Here is a 20,939-nt window from a genome sequence, read left to right as displayed (position 1 = left end):
GGCAATTCCCGTCGGATCAGCTTGGGGCGTTGGGGTGCGTGCCTCGGCGGTGCCGAGGAGGGAGTCCATGCGGAGCATCGGCGACCGACGAGAAGCCGGCGAGGTGCGCACCCCAACGCCCCAAGCCCGGCGGGAATTGCCGGACAGGACCCGGCTACCAGCCGCGGTTGGCGTAGCGCTCGCTCTCGGGGAGGGTGTCGCAGTTGATGCCGACCATGGCCTCGCCCAGGTTGCGGGAGGCGTCCGCGATGATCTTCGGGTCGTCGTAGAAGGTGGTGGCCTTCACGATGGCGGCGGCGCGCTTGGCCGGGTCGCCCGACTTGAAGATGCCGGAGCCGACGAAGACGCCCTCGGCACCGAGCTGGCGCATCAGCGCGGCGTCGGCCGGGGTGGCCACGCCACCGGCGGAGAACAGCACCACCGGGAGCTTGCCGAGCTCGGCAACCTCCTTGACCAGCTCGTACGGAGCGCGCAGCTCCTTGGCGGCCGCGTACAGCTCGTTGTTGTCGTAGCCGCGCAGGCGGGCGATCTCGTTCTTGATCTGGCGCAGGTGGCGGACGGCCTCGACCACGTTGCCGGTGCCGGCCTCGCCCTTGGAGCGGATCATGGCCGCGCCCTCGGCGATCCGGCGCAGCGCCTCACCGAGGTTGGTGGCGCCACAGACGAACGGGGTGGTGAAGGCGAACTTGTCCGAGTGGTTGACCTCGTCGGCCGGGGTCAGCACCTCGGACTCGTCGATGTAGTCGACGCCGAGCGACTGCAGGATCTGGGCCTCGACGAAGTGGCCGATCCGGGACTTGGCCATGACCGGGATGGAGACCGCGGCGATGATCTCCTCGATCATGTTCGGGTCGGACATCCGGGCCACGCCGCCGTCCTTGCGGATGTCGGCGGGCACCCGCTCCAGGGCCATGACGGCCACGGCACCGGCGTCCTCGGCGATCTTCGCCTGCTCGGCGTTGACCACATCCATGATCACACCGCCCTTGAGCTGCTCGGCCATTCCGCGCTTCACGCGGGCGGTGCCGATCTGCGGCTGGTCAGCGGTGATGGGGGTGGTGGACACGTGAGACCTCACTCGAAGATGAACCAGTGCTATCGCCCTATCGTAGGCCCGAACCGGCCTCGAACCACGCACCATCCGGGCCAGAAGGGCCTACGGGTTACGACAAAGAGGCTGAACAGCCACCGATTTCACTCGAAATGGGGTCGGCCTCCGTCACGCGGGCGCACCCTGCGGGGTGAGCGCGAGCGGCGGCTCGTCGTCCATCTCGAAGGCCAGCGGGAACGGCGCCCGCCCGGCCAGCCGGAAGTACCGCACCAGCCGGTGCTCCCGCACCGCCCGGGCCGCCCGCACCGCGTCGTTGTGGAACCGCCGCGCCATCGGCACCCGCCGGACGGCGACGGTCAGCTCCTTCACCGTCTCCGCGCCCCCCGGCACCGCGGTCAGCGCCGCCAGCTGGGCCGGCTCCGCGAAGACCGCGCGCAGCGCCAGGCTGAGCTCGCTCTCGGCCACCTCCCGGTGCTCGTCCTCCGCCTGGCGGGCGGCATGTGACGCCTCGTAGAGCAGGATCGAGGTGGCCGGGTCCAGCTGCGAGGAGGTGGCCAGCTCCAGTGCCACCGCGGACCGCCGCACCAACTGGGCGTCCAGCGACGCCATCGCGGTGTCGATCCGGGCGTGCAGCCGGTCGAGCCGCCCCGCCGTCCAGCTGAGGTACACGGCGAACAGCACGACCGCGGCCGCGGCCCAGATCCAGGTAGTCACGGAGCGGTACGCTACCGCGCCGCGAGGTGCCCGAAGCGGTACGTGGCCCGGTCCAGCTCGGTGACCTCGACGCCGTACGCCAACGGCACGGTCACGTACGCCCCGAGCAGGGCCAGCGCCCGCCGGGTCAGCTCGGCCCGCTGCTCGGTGCTCCGGCCCGCCAGGATCTTGATCTCCACCAGCACCATCTGCTCACCCGACGCCCCGTCACCGAGCACGTACTCCACGACCGGCCGGAACACCGTCTTGCAGGCCGCCACCTCGGTGTCGATCACCTCGGCGATCAGCGGGTGCAGCTCCTTCGCGAAGCCCTCCCGGTCGAAGTCGAGCTCGGCCGAATAGTCGACAAGTATCTGCGGCACAACATCCTCCATCTACAACCAGGGGCTCGGGGAACTGCGACGCCGACCCCAGGAGCGTTCAACGTACGTGTGTGGTCAGGCACGTTCGCAGCGACCGGCTGCCGAAGGCTAGTCCCGGGCGAGCCCCAGCCGCTCCCGCCAGCCGCCGCCCCGGACGTCCTCGGCGACCGGCGGCCTGCCGTCCGTCACCGTCTCGTACACCGAGAGGATGTCCGCCCCCACGGTGGACCAGTCGAACCGGCGGACGTGCCGCGAGGCGGCCTCCCGCAGCTCGGCCAGCCGCTTGGGGTCGCCCAGCAGCCGGACCGCCGCCTCGGCCAGCGCCCCGGCGTCCTCGACCGGGAACAGCTCGCCCGCGTCGCCGCCGTCCAGCACCTGCTTGAACGCGTCCAGGTCGCTGGCCAGCACCGGTGCGCCCGCGGACATCGCCTCGACCAGGATGATGCCGAAGCTCTCGCCGCCGGTGTTCGGCGCCACGTACAGGTCGACGCTGCGCAGCAGCCGGGCCTTCTCCTGGTCGGTCACCATGCCGAGGAACTCGACCTGGGCCCGCACCTCGGGAGCGAGGCCGGCCACCGCCTCCTCCTCGTCGCCCTTGCCCGCGACCAGCAGCCGGACGCCGGGCCGGGCGGCCAGGATCTCGGGCAGCGCCGCGAGCAGCGTGGGCAGCCCCTTGCGCGGCTCGTTGATCCGGCCGATGAAGCCGATCGTGCCGGGCCCGCCGTCGGCCGCGCCGCCCTGCCAGCGCTCGTCCGGTTCGGCGTCCGCGAAGAACCGGACGTCCACCCCGTTCGGGATCACCACCGCGTCGCCGCCGAGGTGCTCGACCAGGGTGCGGCGGGCGTACTCGCTGACCGCGATCCGTGCGCTTATCTTCTCCAGGCCCGGCTGCAGGATCGGCGAGGCCGCGATCATCGCCCGTGAGCGCGGGTTGGAGGTGTGGAAGGTGGCGACCATCGGCCCGGAGGCCGCCCAGGCAGCCAGTATCGACAGGCTCGGCGAGGACGGCTCGTGCACGTGCAGGATGTCGAACTGACCGTCGCTCAGCCAGCGCCGGACCCGGGCCGCCGACAGGATGCCGAAGCTCAGCCGGGCCACCGAGCCGTTGTACGGCACGGCCACCGCGCGGCCGGCCGAGACCACGTACGGCGGCAGCGCCGACTCGTCCTCGGCCGGGGCCAGCACCGAGACCTGGTGCCCGAGGGCGATCAGGTGCTCGGCCAGGTCGCGGATGTGGAACTGCACCCCACCGGGCACGTCCCAGTCGTACGGGCAGACGATGCCGATCTTCATCGGGTCCCCTCCAGGTCGGCCAGCCAGAACCGCTGCAGCATGTGCCAGTCCTCAGGGTGCTCGCGGATGCCCTCGGCCCAGATGTCGGCCATCGCCTGGGTCATCGCCGAGGTCTGCTCCCGCTGGTCGCCCTCGGCGGGCGGCCGGACCTCGGGGTGGATCACCGCGCGCATCACCGGGCCGTCGTACCAGAGGGTGACCGGGAGCAGCGCGGCACCGGTGCGCAGCGCGAGCGCGGCCGGACCGGCCGGCATCCTGGTCTGCTCGCCGAAGAAGTCCACCGGCAGACCGGCCTCCGAGAGGTCCCGGTCCCCCACCAGGCAGACCAGCTTCCCCGCCCGCAGCCGCCGGGCCAGCGTCCCGATCACCGAGCCCTGACCACCCGTCAGCGGCAGCACCTCCATGCCCAGGCTCTCCCGGTACGCCACGAACCGGTCGAACAGCGACTCCGGCTTCAGCCGCTCGGCGACCGTGGTGAACGGGTGCCCGGTGCTGGCCACCCAGGCGCCGGCCAGGTCCCAGTTCCCCATGTGCGGCAGCGCGACCACGGCGCCCCGGCCGCTGCCGAGCATCTCCTCCAGCTGCTCCACGCCCTTGACCTGGCACTGCTCGGCCAGCTGGGCGGTGCTCAGGGTCTGCAGCCGGAAGGACTCCTTCCAGTACCGCAGGTAGGACCGCATCCCGGCCCTGGACAGCTCGCGCAGCCCGGCCTCGTCCAGCTCCGGGCGGACCCGGCGCAGGTTGGCCTCCAGCCGGAGCACACCCTTGCCGCGACGGCGCCAGGTGTAGTCCGCGAGCTGGTTGAACAGCCCACGCGCCACCGGCTCGGGCAGATGCCTGAGCGCCGCCCAGCCGAGCGCGTACGCCCCGTCGACCATCCGGTCCTTCACGCTGCCGCCTCGGCTTCCCTGGACTCCCGACGGACCGTCAGCATCCGCTGCCCGACCGTCACCAGACTGCCGACCGCGACCAGCCAGAGCGCCGTCGGCAGCAGCCACTCCACGTACGACACCCCGAACCCGTGCAGCCCGGACACCGCGGCCGCGACCAGCGTGAGCACCAGCCGCTCGGCCCGCTCGACCACCCCGGAGACGTTCACCGGGAAGCCCAGGCTCTCGCCCCGCGCCTTGGTGTACGAGACCACCTGGCCGCTCGCCAGGCAGCAGATCGCCACCGCGCAGAGCATTTCGTTGTCGCCCTGACCCGCGTACCAGAGCGCCAGACCACCGAAGATCGCCGCATCGGCGACCCGGTCCAGCGTCGAGTCCAGGAAGGCACCCCACCGGCTGGACGTACCGGCCTGGCGGGCCATGTTGCCGTCCACCAGGTCGGAGAAGATGAACAGGGTGATCGTGATGGTGCCCCAGAAGAACTCCCCGCGAGGGAAGAACACCAGCGCACCCGCGACCGACCCGGCCGTCCCGACCAGCGTCACCGCGTCCGGACTCACTCCCCAACGGAGCAGCAGCGCGGCGAACGGCGTCAGGACACGTGTGAAGAAGGCACGTGCGTACTTGTTGAGCATGGCCTTCCGGACCGCCCCGATCTCACGGAACCCGCCCCCACCCAGCGGGCGGCGGGCGGCCGAGCGGATCGGCCCGCCCGGCTGGACAATGGTATCCACGCCGCTCGCACGCTCTGCCGCCCCACGCCCGTGAGCCGGGATCCGGCCCGACCGGCCGCCACTCACGGCAGTTGAGGACCTACCCACCGTCACCGGAGGCCCCCATGCCGGACCGGACAGCCCCGCCGCCACCCCCAGTCCCGGACTCGGGCCGGCTGCGCAACGTGGTCCTGATCGGCACCGCCGGATCCGGCAAGACCACCCTGGCCGAGGCCCTCGCGCACGCCGCCGGAGCGATCAGCCGGGTCGGCACCGTCCCGGACGGGAACACCGTCTCCGACCACGAGCCGATCGAGCACCAGCAGCAGCGCTCCGTCCAGCTCGCGCTGCTCCCGCTGGCCTGGCGGGACTGCAAGATCAACCTGCTGGACACCCCCGGCTACGCCGACTTCGCGGGCGAACGCCGGGCCGGGATGCGCGCCGCCGAGGCCGCCGTCCTGGTCGTCTCGGCCGCCGAACCGGTCGGCCCCACCGTGCTCGCCCTCTGGCGCGAGTGCCGCGCGGCCGGCCTGCCCACCGCGATCGCCCTCACCCACGTGCACAGCGCCGAGTCCGTGACGGCCTGTCAGGAGGCCTTCGGCGAGGGCCACCCGGACACCGTCCTGCCGCTCTGCCTGCCCGCCTTCCGGGACGGCCGCCTCACCGGCTCGCTCGAGCTGCTCACCGGCCGCACGTACGGCGAGGCCCCGGCCCCCGACCCGACCGCCCGGGGCGCCCTGGTGGAGGCCATCGCGGGCGAGGACGACACCCTGCTGGAGCGCTGGGTGGCCGGCGATGACCTCGACCCGGCCTCGCTGACCGCCGCACTGCGCCGCGAACTCGGGCAGAACACCGTGCACCCGCTGGTCTGCGCCACCGCCCCGCTCGGCGCCGCCGAACTCCTCGACCTGATCGTGGACGCCTTCCCCAGCCCGCTGGACCGCACCGACCAGCTCCCGCCCGCCGACCCGGACGCCCCCGTGGTCGCCCAGGTCGTGCACACCGGCGAGGACCAGTACGTCGGGCGGCTCAGCCTGGTCCGGGTCTTCTCCGGCACCCTGCGGCCCGACACCGCCCTCGGCGAGGACCGGGTCACCGCGCTCACCAGCCCGTTCGGCCACCACCAGCGGCCGGTACCGCTCGCCCTGCCCGGCGACCTGGTCTGCCTCGCCAAGCTCGGCCACGCCCGCACCGGCGACACCCTCAGCACCGACGGCGTCGAGCTGGACCGCTGGCCGCAGCCCGAACCCCTGCTGCCGACCGCCGTCGAGGCCCACAGCAAGGCCGACGAGGACCGGCTGGCGCAGAGCCTGGCCCGGCTGACCGCCCAGGACCCGGCGCTGCGGGTCGAACAGAACCCCGACACCCACCAACTGGTCCTCTGGTGCACCGGCGAGGCCCACCAGGCGGTGGTCCTGGACCGCCTGCGGACCCGCTACGGCGTGCACGTCGACACCGTCCCGTACCAGGTCGCCCTGCGCGAGACCTTCGCCGGCACCGGGAGCGGGCACGGCCGGCACGTCAAACAGTCGGGCGGGCACGGCCAGTTCGCGATCTGCGACCTGACGGTGGAACCGCTGCCCGGCGGCGGCTTCGAGTTCGTCGACAAGGTGGTGGGCGGCGCGGTGCCGCGGAACTTCGTCCCGTCCGTCGAGAAGGGCGTCCGCAGCCAACTGGCCAAGGGCGTCCTGGCGGGCTACCCGGTGGTCGACGTCCGGGTCACCCTCACCGACGGCAAGGCCCACTCGGTCGACTCCTCCGACACCGCCTTCCAGACCGCCGCCGCACTCGCCCTCCGGGAGGCCGCCGACAACGGCACCGTACGGCTGCTGGAGCCGGTCGACGAGGTCCGGGTACTACTGCCCGACGAGTACCAGGGCGCGGTCCTGAACGACCTCTCGGCCCGCCGCGGCCACGTCCTCGGCACCGAACCGGGCGGCCCCGGCCTCAGCCTGCTCCGAGCCGAAGTACCCGAACTCGAGCTGACCCACTACCCGGTGGACCTCCGCTCGCTCTCCCACGGCACCGGCACCTTCTCGCGCAGCTACGTACGCCACGCACCGATGCCTCCGGCTCTGGCAGCGCAATTCCAGTGACCCAAAGTTGCACTATCCAGGGGCTCGGGGAACTGCGAGGAGATCTGGCGACGGGGTCACTGCGAAAGTTCCCAGCCATCTACGCAGGTGCAGCGCTCCAGAGGTCGGCGTCGCAGTTCCCCGAGCCCCTGGCGTGTGCGACTTAACGTCTGGGGAGCGAGCAGGCCGGGGTCCCGCCCGGGAGCCGGTGGCGGTTCTTCGCGACCCAGCGGTAGCCGAGTGCCGCGAGCGGGCGGACCGGTGCGAGGGTGAGCAGTGCCCCGAGGTAGGCCCAGGCGCCGCCGCTCCGCATCAGCAGCCGCGCCGCCGCCTGCGCTCCGCCGTACACGTCCCCCAGGGGCGTCAGCCAGAGCACCTCCTGCTCGGCCCGCTCCCAGCTGATCAGCCCGGCCCCGCCCGCGCGGGCGKCCAGCGCTGCCAGGTCGGCGAACTGGAACGGCACCGCCTCCCAGTCCGCCGAGGAGAGACTCGCGCGCAGGTAGCGCTCGGCGAACTGGACGGAGGTGCTGCAGAACGCGCAGTCCCCGTCGAAAATCAGCACCGGGCCGGTCGTTCGTTCCTCGCTCATACCCCGATCCTGCACCATCGGCCCGCCCGAACCGGTGCGGCCCCACCCACAGGATCGAAGCCGTCCGAAACTGGGCACGATCCCTCCGGGACCATCGCGTACCGGAAGTGACGGCTGTTCAGACGATCATCCGCGCGGCATACCGGTCGCACGATAACCTGCCGCTGACACAACGGGAGGAGGGGACGCCGCCGTGACCAAGCTCGACATGACCCCGGGCGCGCAGATACCCCGTACGGACGTCGGGCCGCAGACCGCGGTCACGCAGTTGCTCTCCTCGGCGGCCTACCGGGACACCGAGGTCGAGGCGCTCGCCGGGCTCGAAGGCGTCAAGCTCAAAGAGGGCAAGTTCTTCAAGCTGTTCCGGCCCAGCACCGGTGAGGCGTTCAGCCGCGCCGTGCTCGACCGCACCATCGGCAAGGGCCGCAACCCGCTGGTGCCCTCGTTCGGCACCGACACCCGGATGGTGGTCGAGCACTGCCTGGCCGCCCAGGAGCTGCGGGACGCCCGCGACCGCGAGCTGATGGTGGTCACCACGCTCACCGGCGTGCTCTTCCTGCCCGGCACGCTGATCTGGCTCGCGGTGTTCTACGGCCGCGCCTACTTCAAGAAGACCTCCCCCGGCCGGGAGGGCTTCTACAACGCCGTGCTGGTGCTGCTCGCGGTCGGGCTCGCGGCGCTGCTCGCGCTCCGGCCACCGGTGGCCGGTCCGTTCGGGCTGTACTTCCGGGTGATGACGCTGGCACCGGTGATCGGCTGGTTCGTCGCCAAGCGGATCTGCCTGCGCTTCACGATCGAGCTGCGCGAGCGCTGGGGCGCCCTGGTGGCGGGCAGTGCACTGGCGGCCACCGTGCCCAAGGCGGTGCCCCGGGACGACCTCGACAAGAAGGCGGCCGAGCTGCGCGCCGCACTGGAGCGGCTGACGGTCGAGCAGGAGACCAACGTCCAGCACTACGCGGGAGCGAAGGGCCTGCTCGGCGCCGGAATGCGCTGGGGTGACTTCCAGGTGGTGGAGGAGCTCCGCCCGGCCGAGGGCCACGTGGACTTCCGGACCTTCCACCCGTGGGATCTGGCCCGCCGGATCACCACCGGGCTCGGCGCGCTCGGCCAGAGCGAGGTGGCGGGCGGCGGGATGCCGCACGTCTCGGTCCAGCAGTGGCTGGTGATGGACATCCCGGAGGGCGCGGACGAGATCGGCCGGCCGGGCGGTCCCGACATGGACGGCTACCGGATGCGTGACTTCGCGCTCCAGACGATCGCCAACCGGCAGACCCTGGGCACCGACAGCCGGCACCGGACCTCGGCCCAACTGGTCCTCCACCGGGGCCAGTTGGTGTCCACCGTGCTGATCGGCGTGACCGTGATGAACAACACCCTGCGGGTCTCGGTCTCCGGTCACGCGCTCGGGCCGCTGCACGCGCTGTTCGGCGCCAAGCCGAAGCCCAAGGAGCTCAAGGTCCCGAAGACCGGCAAGTTCTGGGAGGAGCGCACCGTCATCCTCCCGCTGGTGAACAACGACGACGTGGTCCGGCAGGCGCTGCGCGCACCGTTCCACAAGTTCCCCACCCTGCTCACCTGGCTGGGCGGCTCGGTCTCCCTGCCGGAGCCGTTCTCGCTCCGCGGCGCCTGGGCCGACCGCACCTGGACCAGCCGGTTCAAGTCGGACGACGTGCTCTTCAGCGCCACCCCGGTGGTCAACGCGGTGATGGCCGCCACGGTGGAGTTCCTGACCGAACACGACGTCAACGTCGACCGGTTCAGCAGCCGGATCGGCATCCTCAAGTCCGAGATGCAGGGCAGCCGCCCGTTCAAGGCCGACAACTACGACGCGGGCTGACCGGTACGACAGTGGGGCCGCACCGACCGGTGCGGCCTCACTGTCATGTCATGACGTCAGCTCTGCGGCCACGCCTCGGCGAGCATCTTCCGGGTGTCGGCCAGCAGTTGGGGCAGCACCTTGGTGTGGCCCACCACCGGCATGAAGTTGGTGTCCCCGCCCCAGCGCGGCACCACGTGCTGGTGCAGGTGCGCGGCGATCCCGGCCCCGGCGGCAGCGCCCTGGTTCATCCCGATGTTGAAGCCGTGCGCGCCGGAGGCGGCGCGCAGCGCCGTCATGGCCCGCTTGGTGTAGTCGGCCAGCTCGGTGGTCTCGGCCGCGTCCAGCTCGGTGTAGTCCGCCACGTGCCGGTACGGGACCACCATCAGGTGGCCGCCGTTGTACGGGTAGAGGTTGAGCACCGCGAAGACCGAACCGCCCCGGGCGATGATCAGCCCGTCCTCGTCGCTGAGCGCGGGGATCGAGCAGAACGGGCAACCGTCGTCCGGTGCGGGCCCGGTGGGCTTGTTCTCTCCCTGGATGTACGCCATCCGATGAGGCGTCCACAGGCGCCGGAAGCCATCCGACTCCCCCACGCCCCGCTGCAGTTCCGGCTCACTCGTCATGCTGATCAGCATATTCGCCGGACCGGCTGTGCATAGCAGTGCGGGGCAGACTCGTTGAAGAGCCCGCCCCGCACGAACCGTTTCGTCAGACCTGGATGCGGCGCTGGATCGCGTCCACGATCTCGGCCACGGCCTCGCCGACCGGCACGCCGTTCTTCTGCTCGCCGTTGCGGTAGCGGAAGGAGACCGCCCCCGCCTCGACGTCGTCGTTGCCGGCGATCAGCATGAACGGCACCTTGCTGCGCTGCGCGTTGCGGATCTTCTTCTGCATCCGGTCGTCCGAGGAGTCGACCTCGACCCGCACGCCCTGCTTCTTCAGCTCGGCCGCGACCTCCCGCAGGTACGGGATGTGCTCGTCGGTGATCGGGATGCCGACCACGGTGACCGGGGCGAGCCACGGCGGCATGGCGCCGGCGTAGTGCTCCAGCAGCACCGCGAAGAACCGCTCGATCGAGCCGAACAGCGCCCGGTGGATCATGACCGGACGCTGCCGGTTGCCGTCCGAGCCCTGGAACTCCAGCTCGAAGCGCTGCGGCAGCTGGAAGTCGACCTGGATGGTCGACATCTGCCAGGTACGACCGATCGCGTCCCGCGCCTGCACCGAGATCTTCGGACCGTAGAACGCGGCACCGGCCGGGTCGAGCACCAGCTCGAGGCCCTGCTTCTCGGCCGCGGCCCGCAGGGTCTCGGTGGCCTCCTCCCAGTCCTCGTCCGAGCCGATGAACTTCTCCGGGTCCTTGGTGGAGAGCTCCAGGTAGAAGTCGTTCAGCCCGTAGTCGCGCAGCAGGTCCAGCACGAAGGTGAGCAGCGAGTCGAGCTCGTCCGCCATCTGCTCACGGGTGCAGTAGATGTGCGCGTCGTCCTGGGTGAAGCCGCGGGCCCGGGTCAGGCCGTGCACCACGCCGGACTTCTCGTACCGGTACACGGTGCCGAACTCGAAGAGCCGGAGCGGCAGTTCGCGGTACGAGCGGCCGCGCGAGCGGTAGATCAGGTTGTGCATCGGGCAGTTCATCGGCTTGAGGTAGTAGTCGATGTCGCCGTCGAGCTTCATGGGCGGGTACATGCCGTCGGCGTACCAGTCCAGGTGGCCGGAGAGCTCGAACAGGCTGCCCTTGGTGGCGTGCGGGGTGTAGACGAACTCGTAGTCCGCCTCCTCGTGCCGCTTGCGCGAGTAGTCCTCCATCACCCGGCGCATGATGCCGCCCTTGGGGTGGAACACCGCCAGGCCGGAGCCGATCTCCTCCGGGACGGAGAACAGGTCGAGCTCGGCGCCCAGCTTGCGGTGGTCGCGCTTGGCGGCCTCCTCCAGGAACTCCAGGTGTGCCTTGAGCTCGTCCTTGGTCGGCCACGCGGTGCCGTAGATGCGCTGCAGCATCGGGTTCTTCTCGCTGCCGCGCCAGTAGGCGGCCGCGTTGCGCATCAGCTTGAACGCCGGGATGTACCGGGTGGACGGCAGGTGCGGGCCGCGGCAGAGGTCGCCCCAGCAGTGCTCACCGGTCTTGGCGTCCAGGTTGTCGTAGATGGTCAGCTCGCTGCCGCCCACCTCGACGTCGGCACCCTCGCCGGCGGTGGCGGCGGAGCCCTTGAGACCGATCAGCTCGAGCTTGTACGGCTCGGCGGCCAGCTCCTCGGTGGCGGCCTCGTCGGTGACCACCCGGCGGGAGAACTTCTGCCCGCGCTTGATGATCTCCTGCATCTTCTTCTCGATGGCCTTGAGGTCATCGGGATGGAACGGCTTCTCGACGTCGAAGTCGTAGTAGAAGCCGTCCTTGACCGGCGGGCCGATGCCGAGCTTGGCCTCCGGGAAGAGCTGCTGCACGGCCTGCGCCATCACGTGCGCGGTGGAGTGCCGCAGGATGTCCAGGCCGTCCTTGCTGGAGATCGCGACGGGCTCGACCTCGTCGCCGTCCTGCACCTGGTACGCCAGGTCCTTCAGCGCGCCCGCGACCCGGGCCGCGATGATCGAGCGGTCGTCGGCGAAGAGCTCGGCGGCGGTAGTCCCCGTGGTCACCACGCGCTCTTCCCGATCGGGTTCGCGGTTGATGATGATCCGGACGTCGGTCACCGGTCTCTCCTGACATCTGTGCGCCACAGCACCATGCTGCGCGTGTCCGATGGTACCGAGAGCGGAGCCCCGACCGCGCACCCATATACCCCCGGCGCCAGGGACGGCCCGAACCGCGGGATTGAGGGGGCGTCAACTGCGGTATCACCAAGGCAGAACGCCGCTGTGCCCGGCGCGCCACTGGTCCTCGGTGGCGCGCCGGGCACCGCCAGGTGGTGATCGGGGGCCGCACCGTGCCGCACACTCAGCCCTGGTACCAGGGTCCACTCGCCTCTTTCGACACCGAGACCACCGGCGTGGACGTCGAGACCGACCGGATCGTCTCGGCCGCGCTGGTGCTGCAGGCCACACCCACCGCGCCGGCCCGTACCGTGAGCTGGCTGGCCGATCCGGGGGTGCCGATCCCGGACGCGGCCCGCGCCGTGCACGGCATCACCGACCAGCGGGCCAGGGACTTCGGCCGGCCGCCCCGGGTGGTGGTCGCCGAGATCGCCCGCGCGCTGGCCGAACAGGCGCTCGCGCACGTGCCGTTGGTGGTGATGAACGCCCCGTTCGACCTCACCCTGCTGGACCGCGAGCTGCGTCGGCACCGCGGCCTCTCGCTCGCCGACAGCCTCGGCCGGGCCGAACTGCTGGTGCTGGACCCCCGGGTGATGGACAAGTACGTCGACCGCTATCGCAAGGGCCGCCGCACTTTGACCGACCTGTGCGCCCACTACGGCGTGACGCTGGACGGCGCGCACGACGCCACCGCCGACGCGACCGCCACCCTGCACCTGGTCCGCGCCCTGGGCCGCAGGTACGCGGCCCCGCTCGGTGTGCTGACCCCGGCCGAGCTGCACCTGCGTCAGGCGGTCTGGCACGCCGCCCAGGCCCGGGGGTTGCAGAGCTGGTTCGACCGCGAGGGCACCCAGGAGCGGGTGGACTTCGCCTGGCCGCTCCGCCCGGCCCGCTGCTCCTGCGGCCGGCGGCTCGCACTGGACCACCGCTGCGAGGCGGCGGCCTGAGCCCTGCCCGGGACCGCTTCGGGAACGACTCAGGCCCCGACCGAACTTCCGGTCAGGGCCTGAGTGTTGACTCCGGGTGGGCGATACTGGGATCGAACCAGTGACCCCTTCGGTGTGAACGAAGTGCTCTCCCGCTGAGCTAATCGCCCGGGTGCAGGGAAAACATTACCGCATGCCGCGGGGTGCTCCGGACACCCCCGTGGTCAGCGCAGCTTCCAGGGCATGGTGAGCCCGTACTTCCACAGGTACCAGCCGCCCAGGCCCACGATGATCACCAGGCCGATGCTGGTGATGATGATGTTGCGCCGCCGCACCTTGGGGTCGAGTGCCCGCTGTGCCGCCTCGGTCACCTTGCGTTTGGTCCACCGGAGCACCAGCTGGGCCCAGACGAACTCGGTCGCCCAGATGCCCATGCCCAGGAAGATGACCACCCAGCCCGGACCGGGCAGCGGCAGCATCACCACACCGAGCGCGACCACCGCGAGGCCGATCAGGAAGATCGCCACCTGCCAGCTGAGGTGCAGCGGCCTGGACCGTCGGATGAAGTGCGGAGCCTTGGATCCGAGACCGGCCTCCGGGGTCTCCGCCGGTGTCTGACCCGAGCCCTCGGGCTCGGGATTGTCGTTTCGTACAGCCATACGGCGAAAACTACCGGAGTCCCCAGTCCTGGTGCGGCCGTTCCGACTGCCGTAGCGATTCTGCAATGCGCCGGAAGGGGTACGACTCGCGCCTGAATCGGGACAGACGGGTTTACACCGGGCTTTCAGGTGGGATGGTCCGTTCGCCGACGTGCGATTCCCCGAGCGCACACTGAGCGAAAGGCCCTGGCGCTTATGAACACCACGGTCAGCTGCGAGCTGCACCTGCGCCTCATCGTGTCCAGCGAGTCGTCACTGCCCGTCCCCGCGGGCCTGCGCTACGACACTGCCGACCCCTATGCCGTGCACGCCACCTTCCATACGGGTGCCGACGAGACCGTCGAGTGGGTGTTCGCCCGCGACCTCCTCGCGGAGGGGCTGCACCGACCCACCGGTACCGGCGACGTCCGGGTGTGGCCCTCGCGCAGCCACGGTCAGGGGGTGGTCTGCATCGCCCTGAGTTCTCCGGAAGGAGAAGCCCTGCTGGAAGCCCCGGCTCGTGCGCTCGAGTCTTTCCTCAAGCGCACCGATGCTGCGGTGCCACCCGGCACCGAACACCGTCACTTCGACCTCGACCGGGAACTGTCCCACATCCTCGCCGAGAGCTGACCGCCTCGACGTACGGGTCCTCCCGCCACCGCGTCCGTCCTACTCGGGGGCACGGTCGCACTCACAGCCGCCCAGCAAGCGGCCTCGGGGCCAGGCCCCGGTTCGCCCACACCAGGAGCGAGCCGGGGCCTTCGCCCGTTCCGCCCCGGGGCGCCCGGTGCGCCCAGGACGCCGCGCCGCAACCTGCTCTCCCGGTAGAGTCCACCGTGACGACCGACGCGGGGACCCTCGGCCCCCCGCCGCGCGAGGAGCCTCACGTGCTGATCACCCATGACACCGAGTGCGCGCTGGGCATTCTGGTCGAGCTGCTCAACACCTCGCCCGATGCCTGCGGCAGCGAGCGGTTCCCGGACCTGGCGGCGCTCGGCGCCTTCGTCGCCCGGCACGAGATCAGCGAGGTCGACTCGCTCACCACCGCCGACCTGGCGGCCGTCCACCGGCTCCGGGCCCGGCTGCGCGAGGTGTTCTCGGCGTCCTCCACCGAGGAGGCGGCCGAGCTGGTCAACGCCGTGGTCGCGGCCGCCGGCACCACGCCCCGGCTGACCAACCACGACCAGCACGACTGGCACATCCACTACTTCGCCCCGCACGCCGCCCTCGGTGACCACCTGGCGGCCGAGCTGGGCATGGCGCTGGCCTTCATCGTGATGGCCGGCGAACGCGAGCGGCTGCGCCGCTGCGAGGCGCCGGACTGCGCCCGGGTCTTCGTCGACCTCTCCCGCAACCGCTCCCGCCGCTACTGCGACAGCCGGACCTGCGGCAACCGCCTGCACGTCGCCGCGTACCGGGCCCGCCAGCGCGCGGAGACCGTCGGCGCCGGCTGACCCGGGCAGCCTCCGGCGGATGGAAGACTGGGGGGCATGACCGACGCCCCCCTCCCCCGCCTCGAGTTCTGGTGCGACCTCCAGTGCCCGGACTGCCGCACCGCCCTGGACGACGTACGGGCGCTGCGCGCGCAGTACGGCGACGCCCTGACCATCGAGCTGCGGCACTTCCCGCTGGAGAAGAACAAGCACGCCTACCCGGCCGCCGAGGCCGCCGAGGAGGCCTTCGCCCAGGGGCAGGGCTGGGCGTACGCCGAGGCCCTGCTGGCCCGCTGCGACGACCTGGCCAAGGCCGGGCAGCCGGTGCTGACCGCGCTGGCCGGTGAGCTCGGGCTGGACGCCGAGGAGGTCGAGCTCACCCTGATCGACGGGCGGCACATGCTGGTGGTCGACGCCGACCAGGCCGAGGGCAAGGCCATCGGCATCACCGGCACCCCGACGTACGTGATCGCCGGCCAGCGGCTGGACGGCGGCAAGAGCCAGGACGGGCTGCGCGAGCGGATCGTCGCGATCATCGAGGCGGCCCGCGCGGATCACTGACTCAGGCCGGTCGGTCTCAGGCAAGTGACTTACCCATGATCCGCCGGGTGGTCCGGTAGCCGAGCGACTCGTACAGCCGGACCGCCACGGTGTTGCTGCTGAAGACGTTCAGCCCGAGTCTGCGCACGCCGGCCGCCAGGCACTCGCGTTCGGCGAGCAGCATCAGGGTGCGGCCGTGTCCGTGGCCGCGGTGCTCCGGTTCGACCGCGACGCTCATCACCCAGGCCAGCGGTTCGCCGTCGGGGTCGATCTCCTGACGGAGCGTCAGCCACAGACTGCCCAGCAACGTGCCCTGCGCGTCCGTGAGTTCGCGCAGGGCCGTGCCCGGGGTGGCGTAGCCCTCGCGCAGCAGCCGCTGGTGATCGGCCGCCGCCTTGGCCCGGGCCGCCTGCTCGCCGAGACCGGACGCGACCAGCTCGCGCCGGTAGCCCGCCTTGGTCTGCTCCAGCCAGCTCTCGTACCGCTCCGGGCCGATCGGACGGACCGTCAGTTCCGTTGGCAGTTCGGCGACTTGGGTGAGCTCCTTGGCCAGGTTCAGCATCCGCTCGGTGTAGCCGAGGGTCACCGCCAGGCCGAGCGCGGCATCGTTCCCCGCAGGTACGGTGACGTCCACCCGGCTGCACCCCCAGGATCTGAGCACCTCCTCCGCCGCCAGCGCCCCGACGGTGCCCCGCCCACGGCGCCGCCCACTGCTGACCTCCAGCTCGGAGATCTCCCCCCAGCGCTGCTCCCCGTACGGCCGCGCGGTGGTCCGCAACCCGCCCACCGGACGGCCGTTGACACAGATCTGCCACCGCCGGCTCAGACCCCCACCGGCCAGCAGCTCCTCGGGGTACTCCGGACGCAACGTGGTGGTCATGCGGTGACCTTTCCCCCGCGAGCCCGGAGCAACCCCGTCCCTGCGGATCAGGGGTCGAGGTGGTCCGCCGCGCGCTCCGCGAACTGGGTCATCGCCTTGAGGGTGACCGGTCCCGGGGCGGGGAGCTCCCGGTCGTCGATGCGGGCGATGGCCTGGACGTCGCGCAGGGTGGAGGTGAGGAACGCCTCCTCCGCCTCGGCGAGGACCGCGAACGGCAGGTCGGTCTCCTCGGCCCCGGTCCACTCGATCACCAGCTGCCGGGTGATACCGGCCAGGCAGCCGGAGGCGAGGGTCGGGGTGAGCAGCCGCCCGCCGAGCACGACGAAGATGTTCGAGCCGGTCCCCTCGCAGAGCTGCCCGGCGGTGTTGGCGAGGATCGCCTCCGAGGCACCGGCCCGGTGGGCGGCGGCCAGCGCGACGACGTTCTCCGCGTACGAGGTAGTCTTCAGACCGGCCACCGCGCTGTGCTCGTTCCGGCGCCAGGGCACGGTGTGCACCGCGGTGGTGTCGGGCCGCCGGGCGGCGGTGCCGAGCGCGATCACCAGCGTGGTCGGCTCGTTGCCGCGCTCCGAGCCGAGCGGGGAGATGCCGCCGGTGCAGGTGATCCGGAGCCGGCCGAGCGGCATCGGGTTGGCGGCCAGCACCTGGGCCACGCCCTCCCGGACCAACTCGTGGTCGGGGGCGGTCAGGCCGAGACCGTGGGCGGAGCGGCTGAGCCGGTCCAGGTGCCGGGTGAGCGCGAAGGGCTGCCCGTCCACCGCCTTCACGGTCTCGAAGACGCCGTCGCCGACGGTGAGTCCGTGGTCGAGTACGGAGACGGCGGCGCGGTCGTCGTCGACCAGGGAGTCGTTGACCCAGATCATCAGTTGCTGCTCCTCGGGTGCTGATCGGAGCCCGACGCTATCGCGACCAGGCGGGCGGCCTTGAGTTCGGTCTCGTCCCACTCGCGCTCGGGGTCCGAGCCCCAGGTGATCCCCGCGCCGGTGCCGAACCGCAGCACGGGGCGGTCGGCGTCGGCCCGGTCGATCCAGAACGTCCGGATGCCGACCGCGAGTTCGGCCTCGCCCCGGTCCGCGTCGACCCAGCCGATCGCGCCGCAGTAGGGGCCGCGCGGGGCGGTCTCCAGCGCGTCGATGATCCGCAGCGCGCTGGACTTCGGGGCGCCGGTGACCGAGCCGGGCGGGAAGGTCGCGTCGAACAGCGCGCCCCAGCCCGCACCGCCGTGCAGCCGGCCCGCGACGGTGGAGACCAGGTGGACCAGACCGGGGTGCTTCTCCACCACACAGAGGTCGGGCACCGTCACGCTGCCGGTCTCGCAGACCCGGCCGAGGTCGTTGCGGACCAGGTCCACGATCATCACGTTCTCGGCGTGGTCCTTCTCCAGCAGGTCGTGCTCGGTCCGGCCGGTGCCCTTGATCGGTCCGGACGACACGGCCCGGCCGTCCCGGCGCAGATACAGCTCGGGCGAGGCGGTGGCGATCTCGACGCCGTGCTCGGGCAGCCGGATGGTGCCCGCGTACGGGGCGGGGTTGCCGTGCGCGAGCAGGCCGGTGAGTGCGTCGATGTCGGTCCGGGCCGGATCGGGCAGCGGCGCGGAGAGCACCCGGCAGAGGTTGGCCTGATAGACCTCGCCCGCCGCGATGTGCTCACGGATCCGGCGCACGCCCGCCGTGTAGGCGTCCCGGTCGAGCGAGCTGTGCCAGCTGTCGGGCGAGGGGCCGAGCCATCCCTCGGTACGCGGCGGTGCCGGGTCGGGCCGCACCTCGTCGAAGCGGGCGCAGGTGAGCCGGCCCTCGAAGTCGTACGCGACGGCCCAGAAGCCGGCCCCGTCCAGCACCGCCGGATCCGAACTGACCTCCCGCAGCCCGGTCGCCAGCCGCCCGCCGAATCGGGCCATCGGGGCGGCTGTGACGTGGGGTGCGGTGCGGCCGGACACGGTTCTCCTGCGCGGTTTCGGTGCTGCTCCGCGCGGGACGGGACACGGAGTGGGGCGGGACTGCGGTGGCTTGAAGTGTAGGTCGGAGGGGCTCTCCGGCGCCGGGCACGGACCCTCCGGGGAGCTGACGGGGTGCCACTTCGGAGGCACCCCGGCGCCACGCTGCGGGAACGGAATTTGAGCTGGCCCAGGAATCCGCTAAAGTTCAACACGTCGCCGGGAAACGGAGCCGCAAACAAGCGGTGAAGTGACCGGGAGACAGGCGGACGTGGCTCAGTTGGTAGAGCATCACCTTGCCAAGGTGAGGGTCGCGAGTTCGAATCTCGTCGTCCGCTCGACGAAGAACAGTGTAGGCTCGTTCTTCTGTGTGTGTTGCCTGGTGGAGTGGCCGAGAGGCGAGGCAACGGCCTGCAAAGCCGTGTACACGGGTTCAAATCCCGTCTCCACCTCCAAGAGGTGTCCCTGGTTCGCCAGGGCCCCTCCCCGCGCGATTAGCTCAGCGGGAGAGCACTTCCCTGACACGGAAGGGGTCACTGGTTCAATCCCAGTATCGCGCACTCGGWCCYCTCGGGGCCCGGCTGCTGTACCGCACCACCACCCGATCACGGCCCTTGGCATTCCCGGGAGTTGGAGCGTTCCCGGAGTTGGAGGACAGCAGCAGGGGCCGGGTACGGATCGCCCTCACCGACGATCCGTGCCCGGCCCCTGCTCTTGCTGCCGGAGTGCTGTGCACCGTCTCCGCCCGTCCGCGTTGTCCCTGACGGTGCACTCCCGGCCGGCGCCGACCTCTCCCCAGAGGATCAGCGCCCGATCAGATCGGCGACGGCCCTGGTCTGTGTCGCCAGGTGCTCCCAGCCGCCGAAGAACATCAGCAGGGCGACAGCGAAGGGGAGCACCATGGCCACGGCCACCGCCGGGTGCCGGGTGCCCTGCTCGCTGGAGCGAGCGGGCGCCTGGCGGAACCCGATGCGGCGTCGGCCGGCTTCGGTGAGCTGGGTGGCCATGGTCGGTACTCCTGCCTTCTCTGTCGTGGTCCTGAGCTGGTGTCAGTCGATGCGGTGGGCGGTTCACCTCGGGGGACGAGCCGGGCCGCCCACCGCTATGAACAAAGGTATGCGGGGCCACCGACGGGGTCGTCATGCCCGCGTACCGTTCGATGGGCATCCCCGAGGATGATGCCGGGGCACCCTGCCTACTACCGGAGGGGGAGAGCGGGTGGCGGCGATCCCCGAGGCAACCCTGAGAGCTACCCCGAGGGGGTGCTCCGGCGCTGGTCAGTGCGGCCGTCCGGGCAGATCCGACAATCCGACCGGCCTGCCGGGTGTTGCGTATCAGCACACCGCAGCGCGGAGTCCGTAAGCTGTGCCGGAACAGGATTCTGACGGTGGCCCAACCGACGGGGTCTCACTCTTCAGGCTGACAGGAAGAACTGACTATGGCGATGATGCGGCTGAGGCGTGAGGACCCCCGCATCGTCGGCCCCTACCGGCTGCACCGTCGGCTCGGCGCTGGCGGGATGGGCGTGGTCTACCTCGGCTCGGACCGCAAGGGGCAGCGGGTCGCCCTCAAGCTGATCCGGGCCGAGCTGGCCGAGGACGCCGAGTTCCGCACCCGGTTCGCCCGCGAGATCGCAGCCGCCTCGAAGATCCGGGGCGGCTGTACCGCGCGGGTGGTCGCCTCCGACATCGAGACCGAACGGCCCTGGCTGGCCACCGCGTACGTCCCCGGGCCCTCGCTGTACAAGCGGGTCGGCGAGGAGGGCCCGCTGCCCTGGCCGGAGGCGGCCCGGATCGGGGCCGCGCTGGCCGACGGGCTGGTCAAGGTGCACGAGGCCGGGGTGGTGCACCGCGACCTCAAGCCCTCCAACATCCTGCTCTCCCCCAAGGGCCCCCGGATCATCGACTTCGGCATCGCCTGGTCGCGAGGCGCAAGCACCCTCACCCATGTCGGCACCGCCGTCGGCTCGCCCGGCTTCCTGGCGCCCGAGCAGGTCCGGGGGGCGGCCGTGACGCCCGCCACCGACGTGTTCGCGTTCGGTGCCACCCTGGCGTACGCACTCACCGGGGACTCACCGTTCGGCTCCGGCGCCTCCTCCGAGGTGATGCTGTACCGGGTGGTGCACGAGGAGCCCGACCTGTCCGCCGTCCCGCCCTCGCTGGCGCCGCTGGTCCGGGCCTGCCTGGCCAAGGAGCCCGCCGAGCGGCCGGGGGCTGCTGCGCTGCACGAGCGGCTGACCGAACTCGCCTCCCGAGGCGCCCTGTTGGCCCCCGCCGCCCGCCGGGCCGCGCCGGCTCCGGCCGCCACCACCGCCGCAGCCGGTCCGCCGCCGCTC

At 71.5% G+C, this 20,939-nt stretch carries 21 protein-coding genes and 4 tRNA genes; 10 read left to right on the top strand and 15 right to left on the bottom strand.

Annotated elements, in window-relative coordinates:
* Nucleotides 1-154: 154 nt before the first annotated feature.
* The 6 genes from pdxS to pgsA form a co-directional block, all read right to left on the bottom strand.
* Nucleotides 155-1,066: a pyridoxal 5'-phosphate synthase lyase subunit PdxS gene (gene pdxS, locus ACXJMZ_RS31415; RefSeq protein WP_057228220.1), complete on the bottom strand. Its 912-nt coding sequence runs from the start codon at nucleotides 1,064-1,066 to the stop codon at nucleotides 155-157.
* A 153-nt stretch (nucleotides 1,067-1,219) separates the two neighbouring features.
* Nucleotides 1,220-1,765 (bottom strand): hypothetical protein, encoded by a 546-nt coding sequence (locus ACXJMZ_RS31410; protein WP_457033413.1) that lies wholly within the window; start codon nucleotides 1,763-1,765, stop codon nucleotides 1,220-1,222.
* Nucleotides 1,766-1,776: 11 nt separating this feature from the next.
* Nucleotides 1,777-2,127, bottom strand: a complete 351-nt coding sequence (locus tag ACXJMZ_RS31405; RefSeq protein ID WP_457033412.1) for a 5-carboxymethyl-2-hydroxymuconate Delta-isomerase — start codon at nucleotides 2,125-2,127, stop codon at nucleotides 1,777-1,779.
* 108 nt (nucleotides 2,128-2,235) lie between these two features.
* Complete coding sequence (locus ACXJMZ_RS31400; protein WP_457033411.1) at nucleotides 2,236-3,420, bottom strand: glycosyltransferase family 4 protein; 1,185 nt, start codon at nucleotides 3,418-3,420, stop codon at nucleotides 2,236-2,238.
* Nucleotides 3,417-4,298 (bottom strand): phosphatidylinositol mannoside acyltransferase, encoded by an 882-nt coding sequence (locus ACXJMZ_RS31395; protein WP_457033416.1) that lies wholly within the window; start codon nucleotides 4,296-4,298, stop codon nucleotides 3,417-3,419. The genes ACXJMZ_RS31400 and ACXJMZ_RS31395 overlap by 4 nt, the downstream gene beginning before the upstream one ends.
* 8 nt (nucleotides 4,299-4,306) lie before the next feature.
* Complete coding sequence (gene pgsA / locus ACXJMZ_RS31390) at nucleotides 4,307-4,945, bottom strand: phosphatidylinositol phosphate synthase (protein WP_457033415.1); 639 nt, start codon at nucleotides 4,943-4,945, stop codon at nucleotides 4,307-4,309.
* A gap of 203 nt (nucleotides 4,946-5,148) precedes the next feature.
* On the opposite strand from pgsA, the gene ACXJMZ_RS31385 reads away from it, so the two are divergent.
* Nucleotides 5,149-7,119 (top strand): elongation factor G, encoded by a 1,971-nt coding sequence (locus ACXJMZ_RS31385; protein ID WP_457033410.1) that lies wholly within the window; start codon nucleotides 5,149-5,151, stop codon nucleotides 7,117-7,119.
* Between the two features lie 142 nt (nucleotides 7,120-7,261).
* Here the strand turns inward: ACXJMZ_RS31385 and ACXJMZ_RS31380 are convergent, their stop codons facing one another.
* Nucleotides 7,262-7,687, bottom strand: coding sequence for a thiol-disulfide oxidoreductase DCC family protein (locus tag ACXJMZ_RS31380; protein WP_457033409.1), 426 nt, complete (start codon nucleotides 7,685-7,687; stop codon nucleotides 7,262-7,264).
* 193 nt (nucleotides 7,688-7,880) lie between these two features.
* Here ACXJMZ_RS31380 and ACXJMZ_RS31375 point away from each other — a divergent pair, with 193 nt between their 5' ends.
* Nucleotides 7,881-9,524, top strand: coding sequence for a hypothetical protein (locus ACXJMZ_RS31375; RefSeq protein ID WP_457033408.1), 1,644 nt, complete (start codon nucleotides 7,881-7,883; stop codon nucleotides 9,522-9,524).
* Nucleotides 9,525-9,580: 56 nt separating this feature from the next.
* Here ACXJMZ_RS31375 and ACXJMZ_RS31370 read toward each other — a convergent pair whose 3' ends face one another.
* Complete coding sequence (locus ACXJMZ_RS31370; protein ID WP_057228238.1) at nucleotides 9,581-10,141, bottom strand: HIT family protein; 561 nt, start codon at nucleotides 10,139-10,141, stop codon at nucleotides 9,581-9,583.
* Nucleotides 10,142-10,214: 73 nt separating this feature from the next.
* Complete coding sequence (thrS, locus tag ACXJMZ_RS31365) at nucleotides 10,215-12,194, bottom strand: threonine--tRNA ligase (protein WP_057228240.1); 1,980 nt, start codon at nucleotides 12,192-12,194, stop codon at nucleotides 10,215-10,217.
* Nucleotides 12,195-12,427: 233 nt separating this feature from the next.
* On the opposite strand from thrS, the gene ACXJMZ_RS31360 reads away from it, so the two are divergent.
* Nucleotides 12,428-13,201, top strand: coding sequence for an exonuclease domain-containing protein (locus ACXJMZ_RS31360; RefSeq protein WP_457033407.1), 774 nt, complete (start codon nucleotides 12,428-12,430; stop codon nucleotides 13,199-13,201).
* Nucleotides 13,202-13,278: 77 nt separating this feature from the next.
* Here ACXJMZ_RS31360 and ACXJMZ_RS31355 read toward each other — a convergent pair.
* Nucleotides 13,279-13,350, bottom strand: a tRNA-Val gene (locus ACXJMZ_RS31355).
* A 54-nt stretch (nucleotides 13,351-13,404) separates the two neighbouring features.
* Nucleotides 13,405-13,839, bottom strand: coding sequence for a TIGR02611 family protein (locus ACXJMZ_RS31350; protein WP_457033406.1), 435 nt, complete (start codon nucleotides 13,837-13,839; stop codon nucleotides 13,405-13,407).
* A 195-nt stretch (nucleotides 13,840-14,034) separates the two neighbouring features.
* Between ACXJMZ_RS31350 and ACXJMZ_RS31345 the strand changes: the two genes are divergently transcribed.
* The 3 genes from ACXJMZ_RS31345 to ACXJMZ_RS31335 all read left to right on the top strand — a co-directional run bounded on the left by ACXJMZ_RS31345 (nucleotide 14,035) and on the right by ACXJMZ_RS31335 (nucleotide 15,812).
* Nucleotides 14,035-14,448 (top strand): SsgA family sporulation/cell division regulator, encoded by a 414-nt coding sequence (locus ACXJMZ_RS31345; protein ID WP_030056266.1) that lies wholly within the window; start codon nucleotides 14,035-14,037, stop codon nucleotides 14,446-14,448.
* Between the two features lie 257 nt (nucleotides 14,449-14,705).
* Nucleotides 14,706-15,272, top strand: coding sequence for a CGNR zinc finger domain-containing protein (locus tag ACXJMZ_RS31340; RefSeq protein ID WP_457033405.1), 567 nt, complete (start codon nucleotides 14,706-14,708; stop codon nucleotides 15,270-15,272).
* Between the two features lie 36 nt (nucleotides 15,273-15,308).
* The gene (locus tag ACXJMZ_RS31335; protein WP_457033404.1) at nucleotides 15,309-15,812 is read left to right on the top strand and encodes a DsbA family protein; all 504 of its coding nucleotides are present in this window, start codon (nucleotides 15,309-15,311) and stop codon (nucleotides 15,810-15,812) included.
* 16 nt (nucleotides 15,813-15,828) lie between these two features.
* Here the strand turns inward: ACXJMZ_RS31335 and ACXJMZ_RS31330 are convergent, their stop codons facing one another.
* From ACXJMZ_RS31330 to ACXJMZ_RS31320, 3 genes are read right to left on the bottom strand one after another with little or no spacing between them, the layout of a single operon-like run.
* Nucleotides 15,829-16,671, bottom strand: a complete 843-nt coding sequence (locus tag ACXJMZ_RS31330) for a GNAT family N-acetyltransferase (protein ID WP_457033403.1) — start codon at nucleotides 16,669-16,671, stop codon at nucleotides 15,829-15,831.
* A gap of 47 nt (nucleotides 16,672-16,718) precedes the next feature.
* Nucleotides 16,719-17,534: an aminotransferase class IV gene (locus ACXJMZ_RS31325; RefSeq protein WP_457033402.1), complete on the bottom strand. Its 816-nt coding sequence runs from the start codon at nucleotides 17,532-17,534 to the stop codon at nucleotides 16,719-16,721.
* Nucleotides 17,534-18,568, bottom strand: a complete 1,035-nt coding sequence (locus ACXJMZ_RS31320) for a chorismate-binding protein (RefSeq protein ID WP_457033401.1) — start codon at nucleotides 18,566-18,568, stop codon at nucleotides 17,534-17,536. The genes ACXJMZ_RS31325 and ACXJMZ_RS31320 overlap by 1 nt, the downstream gene beginning before the upstream one ends.
* Nucleotides 18,569-18,869: 301 nt before the next feature.
* Between ACXJMZ_RS31320 and ACXJMZ_RS31315 the strand changes: the two genes are divergently transcribed.
* The 3 genes from ACXJMZ_RS31315 to ACXJMZ_RS31305 all read left to right on the top strand — a co-directional run bounded on the left by ACXJMZ_RS31315 (nucleotide 18,870) and on the right by ACXJMZ_RS31305 (nucleotide 19,164).
* Nucleotides 18,870-18,942 (top strand) — tRNA-Gly (locus ACXJMZ_RS31315).
* A gap of 43 nt (nucleotides 18,943-18,985) precedes the next feature.
* A tRNA-Cys gene (locus tag ACXJMZ_RS31310) sits at nucleotides 18,986-19,059 on the top strand.
* 33 nt (nucleotides 19,060-19,092) lie between these two features.
* A tRNA-Val gene (locus ACXJMZ_RS31305) sits at nucleotides 19,093-19,164 on the top strand.
* A gap of 243 nt (nucleotides 19,165-19,407) precedes the next feature.
* On the opposite strand, the gene ACXJMZ_RS31300 is transcribed toward ACXJMZ_RS31305, so the two are convergent.
* A complete protein-coding gene (locus tag ACXJMZ_RS31300) occupies nucleotides 19,408-19,611 on the bottom strand; it encodes a hypothetical protein (RefSeq protein ID WP_457033400.1) in 204 nt (67 codons plus the stop codon).
* 425 nt (nucleotides 19,612-20,036) lie between these two features.
* On the opposite strand from ACXJMZ_RS31300, the gene ACXJMZ_RS31295 reads away from it, so the two are divergent.
* On the top strand, nucleotides 20,037-20,939 hold a 903-nt coding region (locus ACXJMZ_RS31295; RefSeq protein WP_457033414.1), incomplete at its 3' end, for a serine/threonine-protein kinase.

This window comes from Kitasatospora sp. P5_F3 (assembly GCF_054049135.1).
Note: the sequence above shows the minus strand (reverse complement) of the source record. Positions and strands in the feature narration are given on the sequence as shown.